The sequence below is a fragment of the Actinophytocola sp. KF-1 genome (assembly GCF_054661535.1).
The window spans coordinates 96,293-116,254 of record NZ_BAAFVK010000002.1 but is presented as its reverse complement, the minus strand read 5'-3'; the positions used below and the strand labels follow the sequence as shown (position 1 = coordinate 116,254).

Genomic DNA, 19,962 nt, shown 5'->3' with positions numbered 1-19,962 from the left:
GGAATTTCCGGACCGTCGTGGCAGCGGCCGGGAAATTCCTTTATGCTGGCGGGCAGCCGAGGCTCGAAGGGGCGAGCCGGGGAACTCGGCGATCATGAAAATGGGGGAGTTTTCTCGAGGGGGGACCGCGTTCCAGGGGGTCTGCGGCGCGTTCCTGCAACCGTTGTGGCACAACGGGTGTACTCCCCTGCGCACACGCAGGAGGAAATCGATGACGGACGTCATCACACAGCCGACACCGACCGCCGCGCCCGCGGCACCGCATTTCGGGCTCACGAAATTCCGCGACCCGCTGCGGATTCCACCGCTCATCCGGCCGCATTCGTGGTGGCACCAGGACGAGATCACGATCAACATGACCACGGCGCGGGTGCGGCTGCATTCGCAGCTCCCCGCGACCACGGTGTGGGCCTACGAGGGACAGTTCCCGGGCCCCACCATCGAAGTCCGCAGCGGCAAGCGGCTGCGGGTCGCGTGGAGCAACGACATCGAGGGCACCATCCCGCTCGTGGGAGTGCGGGCACCGCTCGCGCAGCTGCCCTCGAACACCCCGGGCTACCGCGCTCCCGACGGCAGCCTGCCCGAGGGCGTCGAGATCATCGACGGGGTCGCCGCGCTCCCGCCGTGGACCGTGACGCACCTGCACGGCGCGCTCACCAACGCGGGCAACGACGGCTGGGCGCACAACGCGACGCTGCACGGCCACGCCCAGCTCACCGAGTACCCGAACGCGCAGCAGGCGACCACGCTCTGGTACCACGACCACGCGATGGCGATCACGCGGTTCACCGTGCACGCCGGCCTGACCGGCATGTACCTGGTCCGCGACCTCGAGGAGGACGACCTCGGCCTGCCCGGCGGCGACCACGAGGTGCCGCTGATCCTCAGCGACCGCAACCTCGACACCGACCCGGCGACGGGCGCGCTCACCGGGCAGCTGCTGTTCAAGGTCGCGTACCTGCCGAACGGCGCGGTGATCCCGTTCAGCGGCCCGTTCAACCTGGTCAACGGGGTGATCTGGCCGCACATGGACGTGGACGCGCGGTGGTACCGCTTCCGCGTGCTCAACGCCGCGAACGCGCGGTTCTTCCGGCTGAACCTGATCGACGAGGCGGGCGCCGTCCACAACGACGCCGTGCGGATCGTCGGCACGGACGGCGGTCTGCTGCCCGCACCGGCGGCCGTGCCGGCGAACGGGCTGGTGCTGGCGCCGTCGGAGCGGGCCGACCTGCTGATCGACTTCAGCCGGTTCCGGGGCGCGCACCTGCGGCTCACCAACGCGAACGTGCCCGCGGGCGGTCCCGTCGAGCCGGACCTGATGGAGTTCCGCGTCGAGAACCGGGACCGGCACGACTCGTTCGAGCTGCCCGCGAAGCTGGCCCGCTCGTACGTGCGGATCCACCACGACGCACCGGAGCTGGCCGACCACCACCACCTGTTCGTGGCCACCGTCCCGCCCGGCACCGGGGGCGAGGCGCACCCGCAGTTGTGGGAGCTGCGGGAGCTCACCGACGTGCCGTCCCCGCTGCCCGCGGCGGGGATCATCCAGGTCACCGACGCGGTGAGCGGGAAGGTGCGCACGTTCCGCAAGGTCGCGAGCCTGTTCGACGACACGACGACGTTCTTCGTCGACCACGGCCGGTGGGCGGTGTGGAACCTCATCCACCTCGGCGGGCCCGCGCACCCGATCCACATCCACATGTCGCAGTTCCAGCTGCTGACCAGGCGGCGCTACCAGGTCGACCAGCAGAACAACGTGCCGGGCTTCGACATCGGCGTCGGCGGCACCACCGCGCCGCTCGGCGTGCCCGGCCCCGGCACGCCGCTCGAGAAGCACGAGGAGGGGTGGAAGGACGTCTTCCAGCTCAACCCGGGCGAGTGGCTCACGGTGGCCGGCAGGTTCGAGGGCGCGACCGGCCAGTTCATGTACCACTGCCACATCCTCGACCACGAGGACGAGGGCATGATGCGCCCGTTCGTCGTGCACCCGCCGGAAGTGGCGCGGTTCCACGTCCACCCTGGGGGCGGTCACGGGGAGCACTGACCGCCGTGGGGGCACCGGGCGACCGGTGCCCCCACACTTGTCTCCCGGGTCGTGTCGAACCGGACCGGCGCCGTTCGACGCGGAGGTGGTGGCCGGACCGGACCGGCCACGGACGACCAGGGAGTGAGCATGCGGTTTCTGATGATGCACCGGCTCGACGAGCGCGCCCCGGAGGCGTGGAACCCGAGCAAGGAGTTCATGGCGCGGATGGACGCGTTCATCCGGGAGTCGATCGACAGCGGGGTGCTGATCACCGCGGAGGGCGTGCACCCGTCGGCGAAGGGCGCACTGGTCCGCAAGGGCAGGACGGTCACGGTCACCGACGGCCCGTTCACCGAGGCCAAGGAGGTCATCGGTGGGTTCGCGCTGATCAACGCCGAGGACCGGGCCGAAGCCGTGGCGTACGCGCGGCGGTACGCGGAGCTGTTCGAGGCGGTCGAGGTGGAGGTGCGGCAGGTCGTGGAGGCCCACGAGCTGCCGCGCTGACGCGTCAGACGCTGCGCAGCACCGACACGACGACGCCGAGCACGACCGCGCGGTCGCCGTCGATCACGTCGTACGCCGGGTTGCGGGGTTCGAGGTACACGTGCCCGCCCCGCTTCCGGTACACCTTCACGGTCGCCTCGTCGTCGATCATCGCGGCGACGATCTGGCCGGAGTGGGCCTCGCGTTCCTGGCGGACGACGACGATGTCGCCGTCGCAGATGGCGGCGTCGACCATCGAGTCGCCGCGGACGCGCAGGCCGAACACGGTGCCGCGGCCGGTGAGCCCGCGCGGCAGCGTCATGACGTCGTCGACGTGTTCCTCGGCCGCGATCGGCACGCCCGCCGCGATGTCGCCGACCACCGGCACGGGCACCGAGTCGCCGGACCCGTCGGCGGCCGCCGCCCCGGACAGGAACGCGCGGACGTCGATCGGCCGGGTGACCGACGAGCTGCGGCGCAGGAAACCCTTGTCCTCCAACGCGGTCAGGTGCTTCGACACCGACGACGTCGACCGCAGGCCGACCGCGTCGCCGATCTGCCTGGTGCTCGGCGAGTACCCGTGCTCGACCACCCAGTCGCGGATGGCGACGAGGATCCGCTGCTGCCGCTCCGGCAGCGTCGTGATGTCGAGGTCGAGGTCGTCGAAGGTGGTCACCGGCGGAATCCTAGATGTACGGACACCGCGGGTGACCACCGACGCGCCGGGTCAGTGGGGTGTCGCGTAGAGACACTGGTCGTACTCGTAGCCCGGCTCGAGCGTGAACGGCTCCGCCAGGTCGTCCGCCCACCCCGAGGACGTGGCCAGGTAGTGGTAGGTGCTCGTCTTCAGGCGCAGCGTCACCGACGGCCGGCCGTCGAGGTTGTCGCACGCGGCCGGGTCGCCCTCCCGGTAGGTGGCCGGGCAGGACGGGCACGCGGGCAGCGTGATCTCGTGCGCGGTCGGCCCCGCGACGTAGATCGTCACCGCGTCGCGGCTGTCGTTGTAGAACGTGACCGGTGTCGGGCCGGGGTTGTTGCCGCCCAGCGGCGGCGGCACCGGGATCGTCGCCTTCGCGGCGTTCGCGACCGCCGCGGCGATCCGCACCGCCTTCGCCTGCGCGACGCGACGGTCCCCGGGGTAGGCGGAGAGGAACGCGTCGAGCGTGGTGCGCGCGTCGACCAGCCGCTTGTCCCGGTACTGGCGCAGCCCGCACTCGTAGAGCGACGTGGCGCGGAAGGTGTTCGCGTCCGCCGACACCTCCGTGCCCACGCTCGCGGCGTCGAGCCCCGCGAAGTACGTGAGCACCTCCAGCGACTCGCAGAACTTCCCGGCGCCGTACGGTTTCGCCGCCGCCGCGAACACGGCCGCGATCGCGGCGGGCGCCTTCTTCGCCGCCTCGGTGCCGTCGAACTCCCTGCCCAGCGTGAGGAGCGTGTCCACGGCGAGGCGCGCGGTCGTCGCGGTCACCGGCTCCTGCCAGCTCGTGGCCTTCGCGTAGTGCGTGGCGGCGAGGTTGTCGTGGACGTAGGGCGCCAGCACGCTGTCCGGGTGGAGCTTGCCGAAGTCGTCGTACAGCACGATCGCGGCCTCGTAGTCGTCGCGGTGCTGCGCGGCGCGGGCCTTCTCGTAGGCGGCGCACTCCTCGGCGCGGTCCCGCGCGTCGCGCACGTCGGCGCTCAGCGTCAGCTCGAACGGCCCGGTGACCGTGTCGAACGCACTGCCGGCGGTGACGCAGTCGCCGTCCTCCTGCGCGGCGACACCGCGGTCGTGCACGGCGGCGCCCGCCACGCCGTACCCGGCGTAGCCCGCGACCACCACCGCCACCGCGACCGCCCCGGCGACGACCGGGCCCCGGCGGCGCGGGCCCGGCGCACGGCGGCTCGCGAGGAACGCGGCGTGCGCGCCGAGCAGCACCAGCCACCCCAGCACGGCGCCGCGCCACACCCACGGCCGCTCGGCGGCGCCGGTGAGGAACGCGACGGTGACCGCGCCGCCGGTGAGCAGGAGCGCGAGGACCGCGAGCACGTGGTCGCGCAGGTAGGCGTAGCCGAGGCCGAGGCCGGTGAGGTTCAGCAGCGCGGCGCCGGTCACCGACTTCGGCGGGCCCGCGGGCTTCGGCGGCGGCGGTGGCGCGTGGGCGGGCTCGGGCGGGAGGGCGGGCTCGTACTCGACGACCGGGACGATCGCGAGCGGCTCGTCGGGCGGGAACGGTTCGAGCGCAGGGTCGGGTCTGTCAGGTGTCGCCACGGTGGTCCCCCAGGACGTCGAGTGTGTGGCGGAAAGGAAATCACACCCGTGTGGTGCGTCGCGCGTGGATTGCCCCGGCGTGCAGACGCCGGTGGCCCGGACCCTGCGAGCGGGTCCGGGCCACCGAACGGTGCTGGCTGTCGCGACTCAGCCGGCCGGGTTGACCACCGAGATGGTCAGGTCGTCGCCCGCGTCACCGGTCACCGTGACCTTGACGCCGTGCCCGGCGACCTTCACGCTGCCCTGCGGGTTCGCGGTGCTGTAGTAGGCGTCCGGGTTCGTGTCGTCGAACACGGGGATGCCCGGCACCGACGGGGCGCACGCGGCGAGCGTGGCGACCGTCTGCTGCTGGCCCTTGCCGGTCAGCACCTCCTTGTGGAGGCAGGTCGCGTCGGTCGCCTCGAGGCCGAACGTGGCGTCGAACGGCTGGCGGCGGTTGCTGGGTCGCGTCCCGTCCGACCAGGTGAACGGCGCGGGCCGCGCGTCCACGACCATCGCCGAGCCCGCGCCGGGGTGCTCGCTGACGTTGTTGTCGCCGTACGAGTCGTCCACGTACCAGACCAGCATGCCGTTCTGGAACTTGAAGAACTCGACCCAGTTCGGGGCGGTCAGGCCCTTGCTGAACTGGTACGGGCCCTCGGCGAGCAGCGCGTCGGAGCCGACGTACTCGCGGTTCTCCACGAGGTAGTAGCGCTCGAACGTGCCGGTCTCGGTGCCGGTCGAGATCTTCCACAGGCCCTGCGCGGCCCAGCCGTTGGTGCCGTTCTCGACGTTGTCGCTGAACAGCGTGGTGCCGCCGCTCTTGACGGTGATGTCGTCGAGGAACGCGCCCGGCAGGTGCACGCCGCCGTCGCTCTGGAAGCGGAACCGGAACTTCGAGGCCTTGCCCGCCGGGTCGTAGGAGAACCGCAGCGAGGTCCACTTGCCCGCCGAGTCACCGTCGACCAGCGCACCCGCACGCGCCCAGTTGGCGCCGCCGTCGACCGAGTACTCGCCGACCAGGAAGTCGTAGTCGGCCTCGATCGAGTACCAGGCGTTCGCGGTCACGGTGATCCGCGACGCGGCCGGGACGTCCCTGGTCAGCGACTGGTTCAGGTCGTCGGCGGAACCGGTCCACCACGCGTGGCCGCCGGAGGACGGCGTCGTGTAGGTGGTGCTGGCGGTCTTGTCGGGCAGGTTGACCCGCACCGCCTGGTCCTTGCCGTCGACCTGGAGCTGCGCCGGGTTGAGCGTGTAGTTCCCGGACGTGCCGAGGTTGACCGTGCTGTAGTCGAGCCAGCCGAGGAACAGCTTCTCCTCCGCGCCCATCAGGCCCGGGTGGGTGCCGATGCCCTCGGTGCCGCCGTGGCCCAGCCACGAACCGGAGCTCATCAGCGTCCAGAACGCGGTCGAGTTCTCGCCGCCGTTGGTGTCGTAGTAGTCCGGCAGACCCAGGTCGTGGCCGAACTCGTGGCAGAACACGCCGAGGCCGCCGTTCTCCGGCTCGGTCGTGTAGTCGCCCAGCCAGTACTTCGACTGGCCGATGCGAGCGCCGCCCGCCTTGTTCTGGGTGGTGCCGACCTGCGGGCCGGTGAGGCCGTAGTCGTCGCCGTTGACGTACCAGCGGTGCGACCAGATGGCGTCCTCGCCCTGCGCGCCGCCGCCCGCGTCCTCGCCCTCACCGGCGTGGACCGCCTGGAAGTGGTCGATGTAGCCGTCGGCCTCGTCGAAGTTGCCGTCGTGGTCCCAGTCGTTGCGGTCCCACACGTCGAACTGCGCGAGGTAGGCGTCGATCTCGGCCGGGGTCTTGCCCGCCGCGATCTGCGAGTCCCACCAGGCGTTGCCGGAGTCCTGGATGAAGTCCCACGAACCGCCGACGTCCTCGCGGGCGTTGTCGCCGTACCACGACGCGTTGTAGGGGACCTTCACCCAGTCGGTGACGGTGTTCGTCACCGAGTAGCGGCCGTTCGACAGCGCCTCGTAGTACGTGCGCATCGACTCGCCGTCGCCGTTGAAGTGGTCCTCGTAGAAGGCCTTGTCGAAGTCCGGCGCCCACTCGGTGGAGTTGTCGACGGTGCGGTCCGGCTCGGGGATCTGGTTGTGCAGCGGACCCGGGACCGTGCCGTAGCGGCCGGAGCTCTGGTCACCGAACTCGGCGAGGATCGTGAAGATCTTGTCCTGGCGGACGGTCTCGATCTCGGCGAACTTGCCCGGCTCGACCTCGACGACGCCGTCGGCGTTCGGCTTGGCCTTGCCCTTGGCGACCTTCTCGATGGCCTGCTTGCGCAGCTCGTTGCGCTGCTTCGTGAGCGGCCCGGGACGGTTGTCCTCCCGTTGCGCCGTGGGTGGTGGCGCGGACTCTCTGGATGGGGCTGCGTCTACCGCGCCGGGCAGCACCGCTGCCACGACCGCGGCGACCGCGGCGCTCGAGAGCACCCCGGTGGCGAACTTCTTCACAGGCTCGTCCTTCTGGTGGAGCGAAAACAAAACGACCGGCGGGCAGTCTTACACACCGATAGGAAGAGGAGAAGAATGTTCGCAACACCGTGATTTTCCCAATTCCCGAACAGCTCAATGGGAACGCTGACCTGCGGTTTTGTCACGAGAAACGCGCGCAGCAAAACTCACCGGCGGCCCCCGGTGAGAAATTCTCGGCGCGACGGAACGTCCAATTTCCAATTGGGCGGGGCCGAGTTCAGGCGGGTGTCTGAGGTGGCGCGCCCGAACCCTTCCCCGCACCATCTGGCGTACGGGGCGGCGTTCGTGTCACACGTCGACGTCACGGTCGGGTCACGGCGGAACCGCGGTCGCGGTGGGTTCGTCGGAGCGGGCATGGCCGGGACGCAGGACTCGCACCACAGCACGTCGCGGTTCGCGGTGCTGGGTACCTCGCTCGCCGTCGGGCTGTTGGCCCTGACCGCGACCACGTGGGCCGTCGACGGTGGCGAGCCGTTCACGTTGTGGGGGCTTACGCCTGCCGGCTGGCAGGCGGTGGTGATGCTCGGGCTCGTGGTCGTCGTCGCGCTCGGGACGCTCGGGGTGTTCCTCGCCGAGCACCCCGGCCGGGTGGGGCATCTCGTGATGGTGTGGGTGTGCCTGCTCGCCGCGGTGTGGGTGGTCGTGCTGAACGGGGTCGTTCCCGAGGAGTCGGAGACCGCGCCCGGGCGGTGGCTCACGCTGCCGGCCGCGCTGGCGATCGCTGCCGCGCACGGGTTTCGGGCCGAGGAGTTGTCCGGGCGGGACTGACGTTTGTCCACAGGTGGGTCGGTTGTCCACAGGTCGCCGCTGTGGGCGGGGTTTTGTCGGTGGGTGCCGGTAGACTGGACAGCGGGGTGCCCCCGGGAGTGGTGGGGGCTGCCCGTACGTACTGGGTGGACGTGTTTTCGCAGGTCAGCGCCGTTGCGGCGGTCTGTGTTCCCGGGTTTTGTGGTGTGCCTTGCCTGAGTTTTCCCTCCGGGGGGGTCCTCGCCGGACGGGCTGGTCTCCGGGATGGCAGGCAGCAGTCCTTGGTGTGGGCTCGCGCCGCTTTTGAAGGTTCCTCACTGTTGCTGTGGCCGGGTTGCCCTGTGGTCCACAGTGGATGATCAGCTCACCGGTGACTGGCGGGCGGCGGCGGCCGGGTCCAGTGCCGGGCCCGCGGGGAGGCGGGCCACCAAGCCGCCCGGCATGCGGACCGGGTGCACGTCCCCGTACCCGAGTGTGCCCAGCACCTCCGGCGACACCACCGAATAGCGTCTGCCCGCGTCCGTCACCACCGTCAGCGTGCCCACCTGCGCCGTGGCCGACGGCATGGCCTCCACCACCGCGGCCCAGCCCGGGCGGACGTGGACGCGGTCGGCGAGCGGTGTGCCGTCCGGGGACCGGCGGGTGGTGACCGCCAGTGGGTCGGCGGGTGGCGGGGTCGCGTCCACGAGCAGGCGGGGCGTCGCGATGTCCGGGGCGAACACCGCGCAGACCGTCGACGCGCCGTCGCGGAGGTCGGCGATCGGCGGCAGGCGGGCGGGCAGGTCGCCGTCGGTGTGGTCGGCCGGGTCCGGTGGGTCGCGCCGGTTGGCCGTGGTGGCCAGGGACGACGACAGCGGCAGCGCGGTCGGCTCGCCATCGCCGTACGCGGTGCGGGTCGGGGCGTAGGCGCGTTGCACGTCGTACTGCAGTTCGGTGATCGGGATCAGCACGTCCCGCGCCGCCAGGTAGTACTGCGTCATGCCGCTCGTCGTCAGGACCTGCAGCAGCGCGCCGATCCGCAGGTCGTCGCGGCCCGGTACCGCGGTGGAGCGCTTTCCCGCGTCCGGCACCGGGATCGGGCTGACCGGTTCGCCTTCCGGCAGCACGTCCAGCCACGCGCGGCCCACCCTCGCCCACGGCTGCGCGGTCAGCGCCAAGCCGGTGCCGGTCACCGGGTAGTCGTCGAGGCGGTGCCGGTGACCACGCCACACCAGGTACCGGTCCTCGGTCTCCGCGAGCCGGACCGGCAACGCGTGGTCGGCGAGTGCTCTCCCACCGGCGGGTGTCGCGCCGACCAGCAGCACCGACTCCTCGACCCGGCCGCCCGCCACGTCGCGCGCCGGGGTCGAGCACAGCGACCACGCGCCGGTGAGCAGCCTTTCCTTGCCCGGCAAGGCATCCGGCGCGTCGGGGATGCCGAGGCGCGGTCCGCGCGGCACGTCCACCATGGAGTCGCGGGACACGCCGCGGGTCGGAGCGTTCGCCCCCGCCAGGAGCCGCGCCGACGCGTAGTTGGTGACCGGGTGCAGCCTGCCGTCGAGGTAGACGAACCGGGTTCCGGTCTCCTCCTCGACGATCACCGCGTCGGCGTCGCGCCACGCGTCGTTGCCGCCCGGGACGATCATGCCGTAGACGCCGGCGCACGCCAGCGCCACGATCGCCAGCGCCAGCCCGGTGAACGACGCGCTGACCGGCCTGCGGAACGGCGGCTGCTCCGGGTCGGTCTCCCCCACCACCAGCGCGGACGTCGCCCGCTGCACGACGAACTGGTACGCCTGCAGCTGGTCGCGTTTGCTCGCCACCTCAGCCTCCCAGCCCGCGCACGTAGCCGTACAACCCGAGCACGGAACACGTCACCGGCACGACCGCCACCATCACGAGGATCTCCGCGTACTCGGCGAGCCGCCCGAGGTAGGGCCCGGCCGCGCGGGTGCTGTACCCGATGCCCGCGGCGATCGCGACACCCGCGACGACGAACAGCGCCGCGCCGGTGAGGATCCCGGCCGTGCCGAGGAGCGGGCCCGCCACCAGGCAGCCCGCGGCGAACACACCCGTCACCAGCATCGGCACCCGGTGGTGCAGCACGGGGTACACACGCGCACGCAACAGGAACCCGGCGGCGAGCACACCGAGCAGCACCACCCCGGCCTCGCTCGCGCCGCGCGCCAGCACCACCGCGCACGCCGACACGACCACGCACGTGCCGGCCAGCATCCCGGTCAGCAACGCGTCCGCGCGGGCCACCCCGGCGTGCACCCGCGACAGCGGCGGCTGGGGGTCGTCGCGCACGAGGTCCGCGGTGGACCGCGGCAGCACCGGCATCGGCACCCGGCCCAGCCGCAACGACAGCGTCGCGAACGCGGCCGTGCACATCAGCAGCCCGCCGCCGACGACGGCCGCGGCCTCGTGGGCCGCCCAGTCCCAGGTGGACATCCACGCGCCGAGCGCCGTGCACAGGCCGACCGTGATCGCGGCTGTGAACAGGGCGGGCGCGGCGGTCACCGCGAGCATGCCGAGCAGCGCGGCGAGCAGCAGCACCGCACCGGCCAGCAGCAGGTGACCGGCGGACAGGTCACCGACCGGCTTGTCACCGGCGAGGACGAGCCCGCCGCCGGTGAACGCGAACGGCAGCGCGCACCCGGCGACCACGACCCCGGCGCCCGCGTCCGCTACGGCCCTGGCGAGCACCGCGGCGGCGGCGAGCAGCACGGCGGTCGCGCCGAGCGCCCACCACGCCGGCGCGTCCCACGGCGGGCCGGCACGCAGCACGCCCGCGAGGCCGAGCAGCAGCGCCGCCGTGCCCGCGGCCAGGCCTGCCTGCCTGGTGTGGCGGGGTCCCCACGGCCTGCGGACGCGGCCGGAGCCGGTGGCGATCGCGTCGACGAGGTCGTCGTACTCGAGCTCCGGCCAGTCCAGCCCGCCGGGGGTCAGGTGCAGGACCTCGCCGTCCCGCACCCGGTGCGCGGCGAGCGTCCTGCCGAGCGCCAGCTCCGACCCGTCGGCTCTGCGCAGCACCCAGCCGCCGCCGGTCACGCCCGCGTCCGCGAGGTCCTCACCGGCACGGGCCAGCACACCGGGCAGGACCTCGGCGAGGGGTGCGTGTTCCGGCAGCGCCATGTCGATGCGCCGCTGCGGCGCGGAGACCGTGATCCTGACGAGGCCGGTAGTCTGCATGGCAGCAGCATCGCCGTTGCCGGGCGGGCACAACGGCTTCGGCAGCAAGATGCCGAAACGCGCGGGAGCCGGTGGATGTTCGTACGTTGCAGGCATGACGGTTACCAGCCACGGGGGTCCGGCGTTGAGCGCTGACGGCGGCGGGGCGGTCGTCGCCGCGACCGTGATCGGGCGGGGACCGGTCGCCATCGTCTACTCGGGACGGTTGGCGGCGACCGGCGCCGAGGTCGCGGTGAAGGTGTTCCCCGACCGGTTCGACCGGGACACGGCAGGCAGGCTGGACCGCGAACGCCGTGCGCTCGCGACCGTGGCCTCGGTCCCGTCGATCCTGACCGTCGACGCCGTCAGCGAGTACGGCGGCGACCGGTCGAGCGTGCTCACCCAGCTGTGTGCCGGGTCGCTCGCGGGCATGCTGACGAGGGGCGCGCTGCCGGTGCCGGAGGTGCTGGGCATCGGCGGCGCGGTCGCGAACGCACTGGCCGCGGCACACGAGGCCGGTGTCGTGCACGGTGGTGTCACCCCGCACAACGTGCTGTTCCGCCGCTCCGGCGAGCCCGTGCTGGGCGACTTCGGCCTGGCGCTGCGGGAACGCTTCTCGCGCGACCCCATGCACGCCCTGGAGTACACGGCCCCGGAAACCCTGCGCGACGACGTCCGTTCGGCGGCCTCGGACCTGTACGGGCTGGGCGCCGTGCTGTACGCGATGCTGACCGGCGCGCCGCCCTTCCCGCGGCGGACCGGTCAGGCCCCCGGCGAGCGGATCCTGCGCGTGCTGCGGGACCCGGTGCCGCCCGTCCAGGCCGTTCCCGGCGAGCTGTCCGAACTGGTCAGCCTGCTGCTGGCGAAGGACCCGGCCGGCCGCCCCGCGGACGCGACCCGGGTCGCGGCGTGGTTCGACCACGTACGCGGCGGGCGGTCCGCGGTTGTTCCGGCCGCGTTGCACCCGCTGGTGCCGCCGGCTGCCCACCCGGACACGGACTTCGACTCCTTCGCCGGGCGGCCGGACATGGCGGCGCCTGCGGGGTGGCCGCGGTACGTCCCGCCAGGCTCGCAGAACTTCCCGCCAGCGCCGCCGGTTTCCACCGCGCCGGGGAATTTTCCTGTGCCACCGAACTTTCCTGTGGCGCCACCGATCGCGGAGCCACATCACCCGGCTGGGCCACCGACCTCGGCGCAGTCACACAACACTCCCGAGGCTCAGTCCCCGGCCTCGCCGGAATCGCGCAACTCCCCTGCGGCGACCCCATCGACCTCGGCGGAACCGCACAACGCTTCCCCGGCTCAACCTCCAGGTTCGGTGGAACCGCAGAACCTTCCGGTGGCTCCGCTCCTCCCGGCGACCCGACCGCACTCAGCGGAACCACGCAACACTCCCCCGGCTCAACAGTCGATCCCGCCGGAACCGCAGAACTTCCCGGCAACCCCACCGACCCCAGCGGAACGACACAACGCTCCGGTCGCTCAACCCCCGCTCTCGGCGCTGTCCCAGAACCTCCCGGCGGAGCAGCCACATCGCCCGGCGACCACACCGGAACCACACAACACTCCCCCGGCTCAGCCGCCGATCCCGCCGGAGCCACAACACCTCCCGGCAACCCCACCGACCCCAGCGGAACGACACAACGCTCCGGTCGCTCAGCCTCCACTCTCGGCGCTGTCCCAGAACTCCCCAGCGGAGCCACCACACCGCCCGACGACCCCACCGGAACCACACAACACTCCCCCGGCTCAACCGCCGATCCCGCCGGACGCGCGCAACTCCCCGGTGCCGGGACCGCGCACCCACCCGACGACCTCGCCGATCGCGCCGAACATCCCCGCCGCGGCGGCGAAGCCGGGGCGCACGCTCATCTACTCCGCGGGCGGGCAGGCAGAGGAGGGCCGCCGCGCCTCGCCCCGGTGGTGGAAGGTCGTCGCGGTGGTCGGGGCTTGTGTGGTGGTGGCCGGGGTGGCCGTGGCCGTACTGCTCTCGGGTGGGGACGGTGCCGGGCAGGCACCCGCCCCGGCCACGACCACCGCACCGTCCACAACGGAGTCGCGGCCGGCGCGGGACGTCGGGCTGGTGGTCACCTCGGTGGCGGACCTCGGCGATCACGTCGAGTTGCGGTGGGAGGCCGACGGGGACCTCGACTTCTCGGTCGTGGTGGCCGGCGAGAACATCGACACGATGGTGCTCGTCGCCAACCGCGCGCACGAGATGCGGGTGCCGGTCGACCGGGACCGCAAGTACTGCTTCCAGATCCGCGCCACCGACAGCCGCGACATCTTCACCAGCGAACCGGTGCCCGTTCGTGGCGCCCGTTGCGCGCTCTGACGACCGGGAACAGCACCCGCGGGTCGACCGCCGCGCGCAGGCGGGTGCCGACGGGGCGGTTCGCCATGCCGCGGCGGATCTCCGTGACGCGGTGCCACGCCTGCCGGGCGTGACCGTCGGCCACGGCGACGCCCGACCACATCGCCATGTCGACAACTCGACCCAGCTCGCGGATCGCCTGTTCCGTGGCCGGGCCCGCCACGCCTGCCGTCACCGCCGCCAGGTCTCTCGGGGTCATGCCCACCCGGTACGCCACCCCGTGCCCGCGCAGCCGGTCGCACACCTCCGCCCACGCGGCCAGCACGCCGGCCGCGCCGCGCCTTCGCCTGCGCCGGTGCGCGCGGATCGCCGTCGTCAGCGGCACTCCCAGCAACCACGCGGTCAGCAGCGCCCCTGCCGTCACGGCGGTGACGACCAGCCAGCCCGCCCCGGACGCCGCCTCGGGCGACGCGTCGGCCACGACGCGTTCGTCCTCCGGCAACCGCGGCGGGCGCAGGTCGCGTTCCGGCGGCAGTTGCCGCCTCGCCTGGTCCACGACCGCGCTCAGGCCCCTGCGCGCCGACCCCCCGGCGGCGGCCTCGGCGGACTCGGTCGGGTCGAGCGGGATCCAGCCGACACCGCGCACGGCCACCTCGGGCCACGCGAGCACGTCCCGGTTGCGGACCACGTGGTAGCCGCCGCCGGTGCCGGTGCCGCCGCGGAAGCCCACCGCCAGGCGGGCCGGGATGCCGTTCATCCTCGCCAGCGCCACGTACGCGGCCGCGAACTGCTCGCTCGTGCCCCGCTTGGTCTCCAGCAGGAACCGGCGGAGCTGCTGCCAGCCGTGGCCGGTCGGCAGGTCGTCGCCGACGGCCAGCCGGTAGTTCGCGCGCAGGAACCGGTCGAGCTGCAGCGCCGACTGGAACGTGGGCCGCAGCCCGGCCACCGCGTCCTTCGCGAGCCGGTCGATCCCCGGCGGCACCACGCCGACGCCGCCGAGCCCGCCGCGGACCCGGGTGTCGACCGGCGCGGCGCCGAGCGTCGCCGCGTCGACCGACGGCTCCGCCCACGTCAGCCGGTACGCGTCGGCGGTGCCGCCGTCGCGCAGCAGCACCCCCGTGTGCTGGTCCACGAGCGGCGCCAGACCCGCCACGTCCAGCGGGATCGCCTGGCTCGGCAGCCACGGGCCGGTCAGGCCGGTGACCTCGACCTCCGCCGACGCGGTCGCGGTGCCCGCCGGTTCGGTGATCCGGGCGCCGAGCCTGCTGGGCCGCACGTCCGCGGACCAGCCCGCGCCGTCGAAGCCGTCGAGGACCGCGAGGCGCCACAGGTCGACCGGTTCGCCCGCGCGGTAGCGGAACACCTCCGTGTCCGGTGTGGACAGTCGCTGCGCGATCTGCTGCAGCGGGCTCGTGGTCCGGTTCTCGTGCAGGGGCGCGATCCTGCCGTCCTTGAGGCTCACGGGTGCGCGGTCGACCGGGTCGGCGCCGCTGACGGCGAGCGTGCCGGCCAGGGCCGCCACGACGGTCAGCGCCACCGGCCACAGGTCCGCGGTGGACAGTCGGCGGCGGGTGCTCGCCCACACCAGCACGGCCGCCGCGGTGCCGTAGCCGGCCGCCGCGAGCACGGCGGCGGTGCCGTCGAACGCGTGGAACGCCTGGGAAAGCCCGGCCAGCGCGAGGCTCGGCAGCAGCGCGAGGAACGGGCGCGCGGTGGCCCAGAACAGCTCGACGCCGGCGACCGTGGCGAGCAGCGTGGCGAGCGGCACGAACAGCAGTTGCTCCGGCACGGGGCGGGCGGGCCACGTGGACTGCAACGTGAGCAGCCAGCTGTCGGTGACGCCGTGCCACAGCGCGGCAACCGTCTCCCCGGTCGGCACCCCGGCCAGGGTCGTGGGGAACAGCACCACCTCGACGACCGCGAGCAGCCCGGCGACGACGACCAGCAGCGGCCGGAAAGGGACGAGCCGCGGCCACCGCGTGGTCGCCTCGACACACAGGTACCCGGCCGCGACGACCACCAGCACCGGCGCCAGCAGCGCCCCGACACCGAACACGGGCGCGAACAACAGGCCGGCCACCGCCGTGGCGGTCAGCAGCCCCGCGACCGCGACCCGGTTCACCGGCCCGCCTCCGTCCGCAGCACGTTCCACGTCGCCGCGGCGGCCGCCGCCGTCTCGGCCGTGATCACGCCGCCCGCCGGCGGGGCCGCGGCGCCCAGCCGGAACACGGTGTCCGGGCGCCACACCGCGGCGTGCCCGAGGTCGGCGCCCGGCCCGGTGACGACCACCAGCGAGCCAGACGGCCGCCGCGTGGCGAGCTCGGCGGGAACCAACGCGTCCTGCGCGTCCTGCGTGACCAGGCACAGCTCGTCCAGCAGTGCCTGCGCACCAGGCAACCCGTTGTCCGTCGCGACGTTCGTGCCCGCCGACGTGATCAGGCGGCACCGCTGGCCCGCCTGCGCGCCCGCGTACAGCAGCGACGTCGCGAGCTCCACGGCGTCCTCGAAGGACGACGGGGTCAGCGCGCCGGTCCGGGTGTCCAGCACGACGGTGAAACCGGCCAGTGCCGGGTCGGTGTACTCGCGGACCATGAGCACGCCGGTCTTCGCGGTGGACCGCCAGTGCAGCAGGCGGACCTCGTCGCCCCGGACGTACTCGCGCACGGCGACGAGGTCGTGGGAGCCGCGCAGGGGCGGGTCGGTGGCCGGGCCGTCGTAGTGGTGGCGCGGGAAGGCGACCGCGGCCGGGCGGACCGCGTGCCTGCGCGGGTGGATCAGCACGGTCGTGGTCGTGCCGATGGTGCGGTCGGTGCGCACCAGCCCGAACGGGTCGGACCGGTTGAGCACCAACGGGCCGACGCGCAGCAGGCCGCGCTGCCCGGTCGGCAGCTCGTAGTGGTAGGTGGCCTCGGCGCCCGGGGCCAGGGGCCGGACCTGCACGCGGTGCTCGGCGGCGCCCGCCCGGTCGACGGCGGCGAACCCGCCGTGCCGCCGCGTGCCCGGGTTGCGGACGACGAGCGTCGCGAGCGCCGGGGTGCCGCGCTCGACCCGGTCCGGGTGCACGGTCCTGCTGACCTCGGCGCGTGGCCGGGACAGCGCCACGACCAGGGCCGCGGCGAACACCCCGAGCGCGAGCCCGGCGAGCGCGCGGAACAGCGCGTAGCCGGCGACCGCACCGAGCACGTAGCACCCGGCGCCGCCGAGCAGCACGACGACACCGCGGCGGGTGACCCCGCGCCCCGACACGGCGGCTACCTCCCCGCGATCGCCGTCGGCGCGGGCACCTCGCGGAGCAGCTCGGCCACCACCTGGCTGACCTGCCGCCGCGCGAGCTCCGCCTCCGGGGTGAGCACGAGCCGGTGCCCCAGCACGGGTTGTGCCACGTCCTTGACGTCGTCGGGGATCACGTAGTCGCGGCCGTGGGTGGCCGCGAGCCCCTGTGCCGCGCGGACGAGCGCGATGCTGCCGCGCGGGCTGGCGCCGAAGCGGACCGCCTGGTGCGCCCGGGTCGCCGCCGCGAGCCGCACCGCGTACGACGCGATCTCCGTCGCCACCCGGAACTGGCGCACCTCCTTGATCACCTGCTCGAGGTCCACGACGGACAGCACGGCGGGCAGGTCGTCGGCGTCCACACCGGCGCAGTCGGACATGACGACCATCAGCTCGGCGTCGTGGTCGGGGTAGCCGACCCGCAGCCGCATGAGGAAGCGGTCCAGCTGGGCCTCCGGCAGCCGGTAGGTGCCCTCCAGCTCGATCGGGTTCTGCGTCGCCACCACGAGGAACGGCCTCGGCACCGGGTGGGACGTCGCGTCGACCGTCACCCGCCGCTCGGCCATCACCTCGAGCAGCGCGGCCTGCGTCTTCGGGGTGCCGCGGTTGATCTCGTCGGCCAGCACCACGTTCGCGAAGATCCCGCCGGGGTGGAACCGGAACTCGCCGGTGTTCTGGTGGTAGACCATGACGCCGGTGACGTCGCCGGGCAGCAGGTCCGGGGTGAACTGGATCCGGCTCCACTTCCCGCCGATGCTGGCCGCGATACACCGCGCGAGCGTCGTCTTGCCGACCCCGGGCACGTCCTCGATCAGCAGGTGCCCCTCGGCGAACAGGGCGGCCACCGCGAGGCGCACCAGTTCCGGCTTGCCGCGCACGACGGCCTGCACGTTGTCGGAAATGCGCTGGTAGGCGGCACCCGGTGTCGGGGTCATCGCCTGCTCTCCTTTCGTCGGCGCCGGTTCGTCCACCAGTGCGCCACGGCGAGTGCGCCGGGTCCGAGCCACAGGACGAAGCCACCGGCGGCGGCTTCCGGGGCGCCCATCCACGACACCGGGGCGCCGTTGCCGCCGCTCGCGTTCGTGATGCTCACGACCACCTGCACGATGCCGTTCGCGGGCTCGGGCACCCCGGGCACGGTGGTCGTGGTGGTGGCCGAGCACGGGCCGGTGACGGGCGCCGCGCCGGTGACGGACACCTCGCACGTCGCGGGCGACTGGGAGGTGACCGTGTAGGTGACGGACACCGTGCCGGGCGCGGCCCACGCCACGCGGGTGATCTTCCCGCTGGGGAAGTCGAGCGGCGACGGGATCTCCGCGGAGCCCGCCTCGCCGGTGACGGTCCTGGCGCCGAACCTGGTCACCGCGCGCACGGTGACGACGCCGCCCGCGTTGACGAAGGTGGTCAGCGTGAGCTTGGGTTCGGTGGTGGTCTGGTCGGCCTGGCCGGTCACGCTGACCACGTAGTGCACGAGCGTGCCGCCGTAGAGGTCCGGCTGGTTCCACGTCACCGGCTGCAGCCCGAACTGGGCCGGGATGGTGACGGTCGGCGCCGCGGCCGCGCGCAGCGGGATCACCGCCGCGGCGGTGGCCGCGGGGCCCCGGCCCGCCGAGTTCTCGGCGGCCACGGCGATCCGGTACGACGTGCCGTTGGTCAGCCCGGACACCGTCGCCCGGCCTGCCGTGCCCGCCACCCGCAGCGACCCGCCGGGCCACGTCAGGTGGTAGGCGGTGACGGGGGCGCCGTTGTCGGCGGCCGCACGCCAGGTCACCGTGGCCGACTGGTGCGCGGCCACCGCCGACACCGCGCCCGGCGCACCGGGCGGAGTCGCGGACGCGACCGGCGGCGCTGCCCGCACCTCCGGCTCCTCGACCGGCGTGTCCTCCCGGCGCGGCTCCTCCTCCCGCGGCTGCTCGCGGCGGGGTTCCTCGTCGCGCGGCTCGTCCTGGTCCTCGGCCTGCGAGGTCGGCGTGGTCGGCTTCTCCTCGTCGGTGTCGCCCGGCACCTCCGCGTCGGCGTCCGGGTCGTCGACGACCACGGGCACGTCGAGCACCGAGCCGTCGGAGCCGTCGACGACCAGCACGTGCGAGCCGTCCGGGCTGTCGACGTAGATGCGGTCGTCCTCACCGGACACCAGGCGCGGCGCGCCGTCCTTCGCGGGCAGCTTCGTGGTCTCGCGGCGCTCGCCGGTGCTGTCGTAGGTGAGCAGCTCGTTCGCGGCCGTGTTCACCACCGCCACCACGTTGGCCGCCGCGACCGGGCCGTCGAACTCGCCGTCCTCGGGCAGGTCGACCTCGATGGGCGCGGACTCCGGGCGCCCGTCCAGCCCGGCCGTGTCGACCAGGTGCATCCGGTCGTGCTCGGTGTCCAGCACCGCCAGCCGGCCCCCTGCGTCGGCCGCCGCCACCCGTGCCGTGGTGGGCACGTCGAACCCGAGCGGCCTGCTGACGCCGAACCCGTCGTCGTGCACCAGCGTCACCGTGTCGGCGGTGGTGTCGACGACCGCCGCCCGGTCCCCGACGACCGTGAGCACGCCCTGGTGCTGCTGCTCCATCCGTGCCGGGCAGGACAGCCGGGTGGCGCCGCGCGGCAGCGCGCACAACGCGCCGGAGTCGATGCGGTGCAGCCACACGGTGCCGTCGCCGGTCGCGACCGGGTCGGTCAGCGGGCCGCCCGCGGCGACCGTGGCCATCGGGTCGCCGAGCCGCACGACCTGCCCGGCGTTGCGGTACACGAGGTAGGGGCCGCCCGCGACCTCCAGCACCACCGGCCGTTCGGTGGCCGGCGGGTCGACGGCGTCCTCGACGTGCAGCGTCGACTCGTCGAAGATCGTGATCCGCTTGCGCTCGACGACGTAGCCCGCGCCGTTCCCCTGGGCGACCTGGCTGTCCGGCTCCGCCCCCGGCACCCCGACCCGCGCGTCGACCTGCCCGGTCGCCCCGTCCACGTGGTACGCCGCCTCGTCGGCGACGCGGTACACCCAGTGGCCGACCGGGATGAACTCGACGGCCTGCGACGCGGGCGTCTCCCGGAACACGGCGACGCCGACGAGCCCGAGACAGGCCACGACGACGGCCGTGACCGTCAGCCCTCTGGCACGCCGATGCTCACCCATTGACCCCACCCCTCCGGAGAACCTCCGCCGCAACAACACCCCCGGCCCGGGCCACGGACAAGGTCACAGGGGGCGGCCATTTATGGCCGCCGTCGCTGACCAGGGGAAACGGGACCGGCGGCACCGTGTCGCACACGGTAGTGACCGCG

The 19,962-nt window shown here is 73.4% G+C and carries 13 protein-coding genes; 4 read left to right on the top strand and 9 right to left on the bottom strand.

The genetic code is table 11. The annotated features are described in order from the left end of the window. The first annotated feature begins 211 nt into the window (after positions 1-211). Complete coding sequence (locus ACYQ77_RS06275; protein ID WP_459708346.1) at positions 212-2,044, top strand: multicopper oxidase family protein; 1,833 nt, start codon at positions 212-214, stop codon at positions 2,042-2,044. Between the two features lie 129 nt (positions 2,045-2,173). Next, complete coding sequence (locus tag ACYQ77_RS06270; protein WP_459708344.1) at positions 2,174-2,530, top strand: YciI family protein; 357 nt, start codon at positions 2,174-2,176, stop codon at positions 2,528-2,530. Between the two features lie 4 nt (positions 2,531-2,534). Here ACYQ77_RS06270 and lexA read toward each other — a convergent pair whose 3' ends face one another. From lexA to ACYQ77_RS06255, 3 genes are all read right to left on the bottom strand, one after another. Next, positions 2,535-3,185, bottom strand: coding sequence for a transcriptional repressor LexA (gene lexA / locus ACYQ77_RS06265; protein WP_459708342.1), 651 nt, complete (start codon positions 3,183-3,185; stop codon positions 2,535-2,537). A gap of 51 nt (positions 3,186-3,236) precedes the next feature. Further along, complete coding sequence (locus ACYQ77_RS06260) at positions 3,237-4,757, bottom strand: hypothetical protein (RefSeq protein ID WP_459708340.1); 1,521 nt, start codon at positions 4,755-4,757, stop codon at positions 3,237-3,239. A gap of 147 nt (positions 4,758-4,904) precedes the next feature. Further along, complete coding sequence (locus tag ACYQ77_RS06255) at positions 4,905-7,193, bottom strand: immune inhibitor A domain-containing protein (RefSeq protein ID WP_459708338.1); 2,289 nt, start codon at positions 7,191-7,193, stop codon at positions 4,905-4,907. Positions 7,194-7,568: 375 nt separating this feature from the next. Between ACYQ77_RS06255 and ACYQ77_RS06250 the strand changes: the two genes are divergently transcribed. Next, positions 7,569-7,982, top strand: a complete 414-nt coding sequence (locus tag ACYQ77_RS06250; RefSeq protein WP_459708336.1) for a hypothetical protein — start codon at positions 7,569-7,571, stop codon at positions 7,980-7,982. A 338-nt stretch (positions 7,983-8,320) separates the two neighbouring features. On the opposite strand, the gene eccB is transcribed toward ACYQ77_RS06250, so the two are convergent. Both eccB and eccD read right to left on the bottom strand, forming a co-directional pair. Then, positions 8,321-9,763: a type VII secretion protein EccB gene (gene eccB / locus ACYQ77_RS06245; RefSeq protein WP_459708334.1), complete on the bottom strand. Its 1,443-nt coding sequence runs from the start codon at positions 9,761-9,763 to the stop codon at positions 8,321-8,323. Between the two features lies 1 nt (position 9,764). Continuing rightward, complete coding sequence (eccD, locus tag ACYQ77_RS06240) at positions 9,765-11,135, bottom strand: type VII secretion integral membrane protein EccD (protein WP_459708332.1); 1,371 nt, start codon at positions 11,133-11,135, stop codon at positions 9,765-9,767. 94 nt (positions 11,136-11,229) lie between these two features. On the opposite strand from eccD, the gene ACYQ77_RS06235 reads away from it, so the two are divergent. Continuing rightward, positions 11,230-13,449, top strand: coding sequence for a serine/threonine protein kinase (locus ACYQ77_RS06235; protein ID WP_459708330.1), 2,220 nt, complete (start codon positions 11,230-11,232; stop codon positions 13,447-13,449). Here ACYQ77_RS06235 and ACYQ77_RS06230 read toward each other — a convergent pair. From ACYQ77_RS06230 to ACYQ77_RS06215, 4 genes are read right to left on the bottom strand one after another with little or no spacing between them, the layout of a single operon-like run. After that, entirely contained in the window at positions 13,403-15,550 is a 2,148-nt protein-coding gene (locus ACYQ77_RS06230; protein ID WP_459708328.1) for a DUF3488 and transglutaminase-like domain-containing protein, read from the bottom strand. The two genes, ACYQ77_RS06235 and ACYQ77_RS06230, sit on opposite strands and share 47 nt — an antisense overlap. Beyond that, positions 15,547-16,674: a DUF58 domain-containing protein gene (locus ACYQ77_RS06225; RefSeq protein ID WP_459708326.1), complete on the bottom strand. Its 1,128-nt coding sequence runs from the start codon at positions 16,672-16,674 to the stop codon at positions 15,547-15,549. The genes ACYQ77_RS06230 and ACYQ77_RS06225 overlap by 4 nt, the downstream gene beginning before the upstream one ends. Positions 16,675-16,679: 5 nt before the next feature. Then, complete coding sequence (locus ACYQ77_RS06220) at positions 16,680-17,633, bottom strand: AAA family ATPase (RefSeq protein WP_459708324.1); 954 nt, start codon at positions 17,631-17,633, stop codon at positions 16,680-16,682. Further along, positions 17,630-19,813, bottom strand: a complete 2,184-nt coding sequence (locus tag ACYQ77_RS06215; RefSeq protein WP_459708322.1) for a fibronectin type III domain-containing protein — start codon at positions 19,811-19,813, stop codon at positions 17,630-17,632. Before ACYQ77_RS06215 ends, ACYQ77_RS06220 begins: the two co-directional genes overlap by 4 nt. Positions 19,814-19,962: the final 149 nt, after the last annotated feature.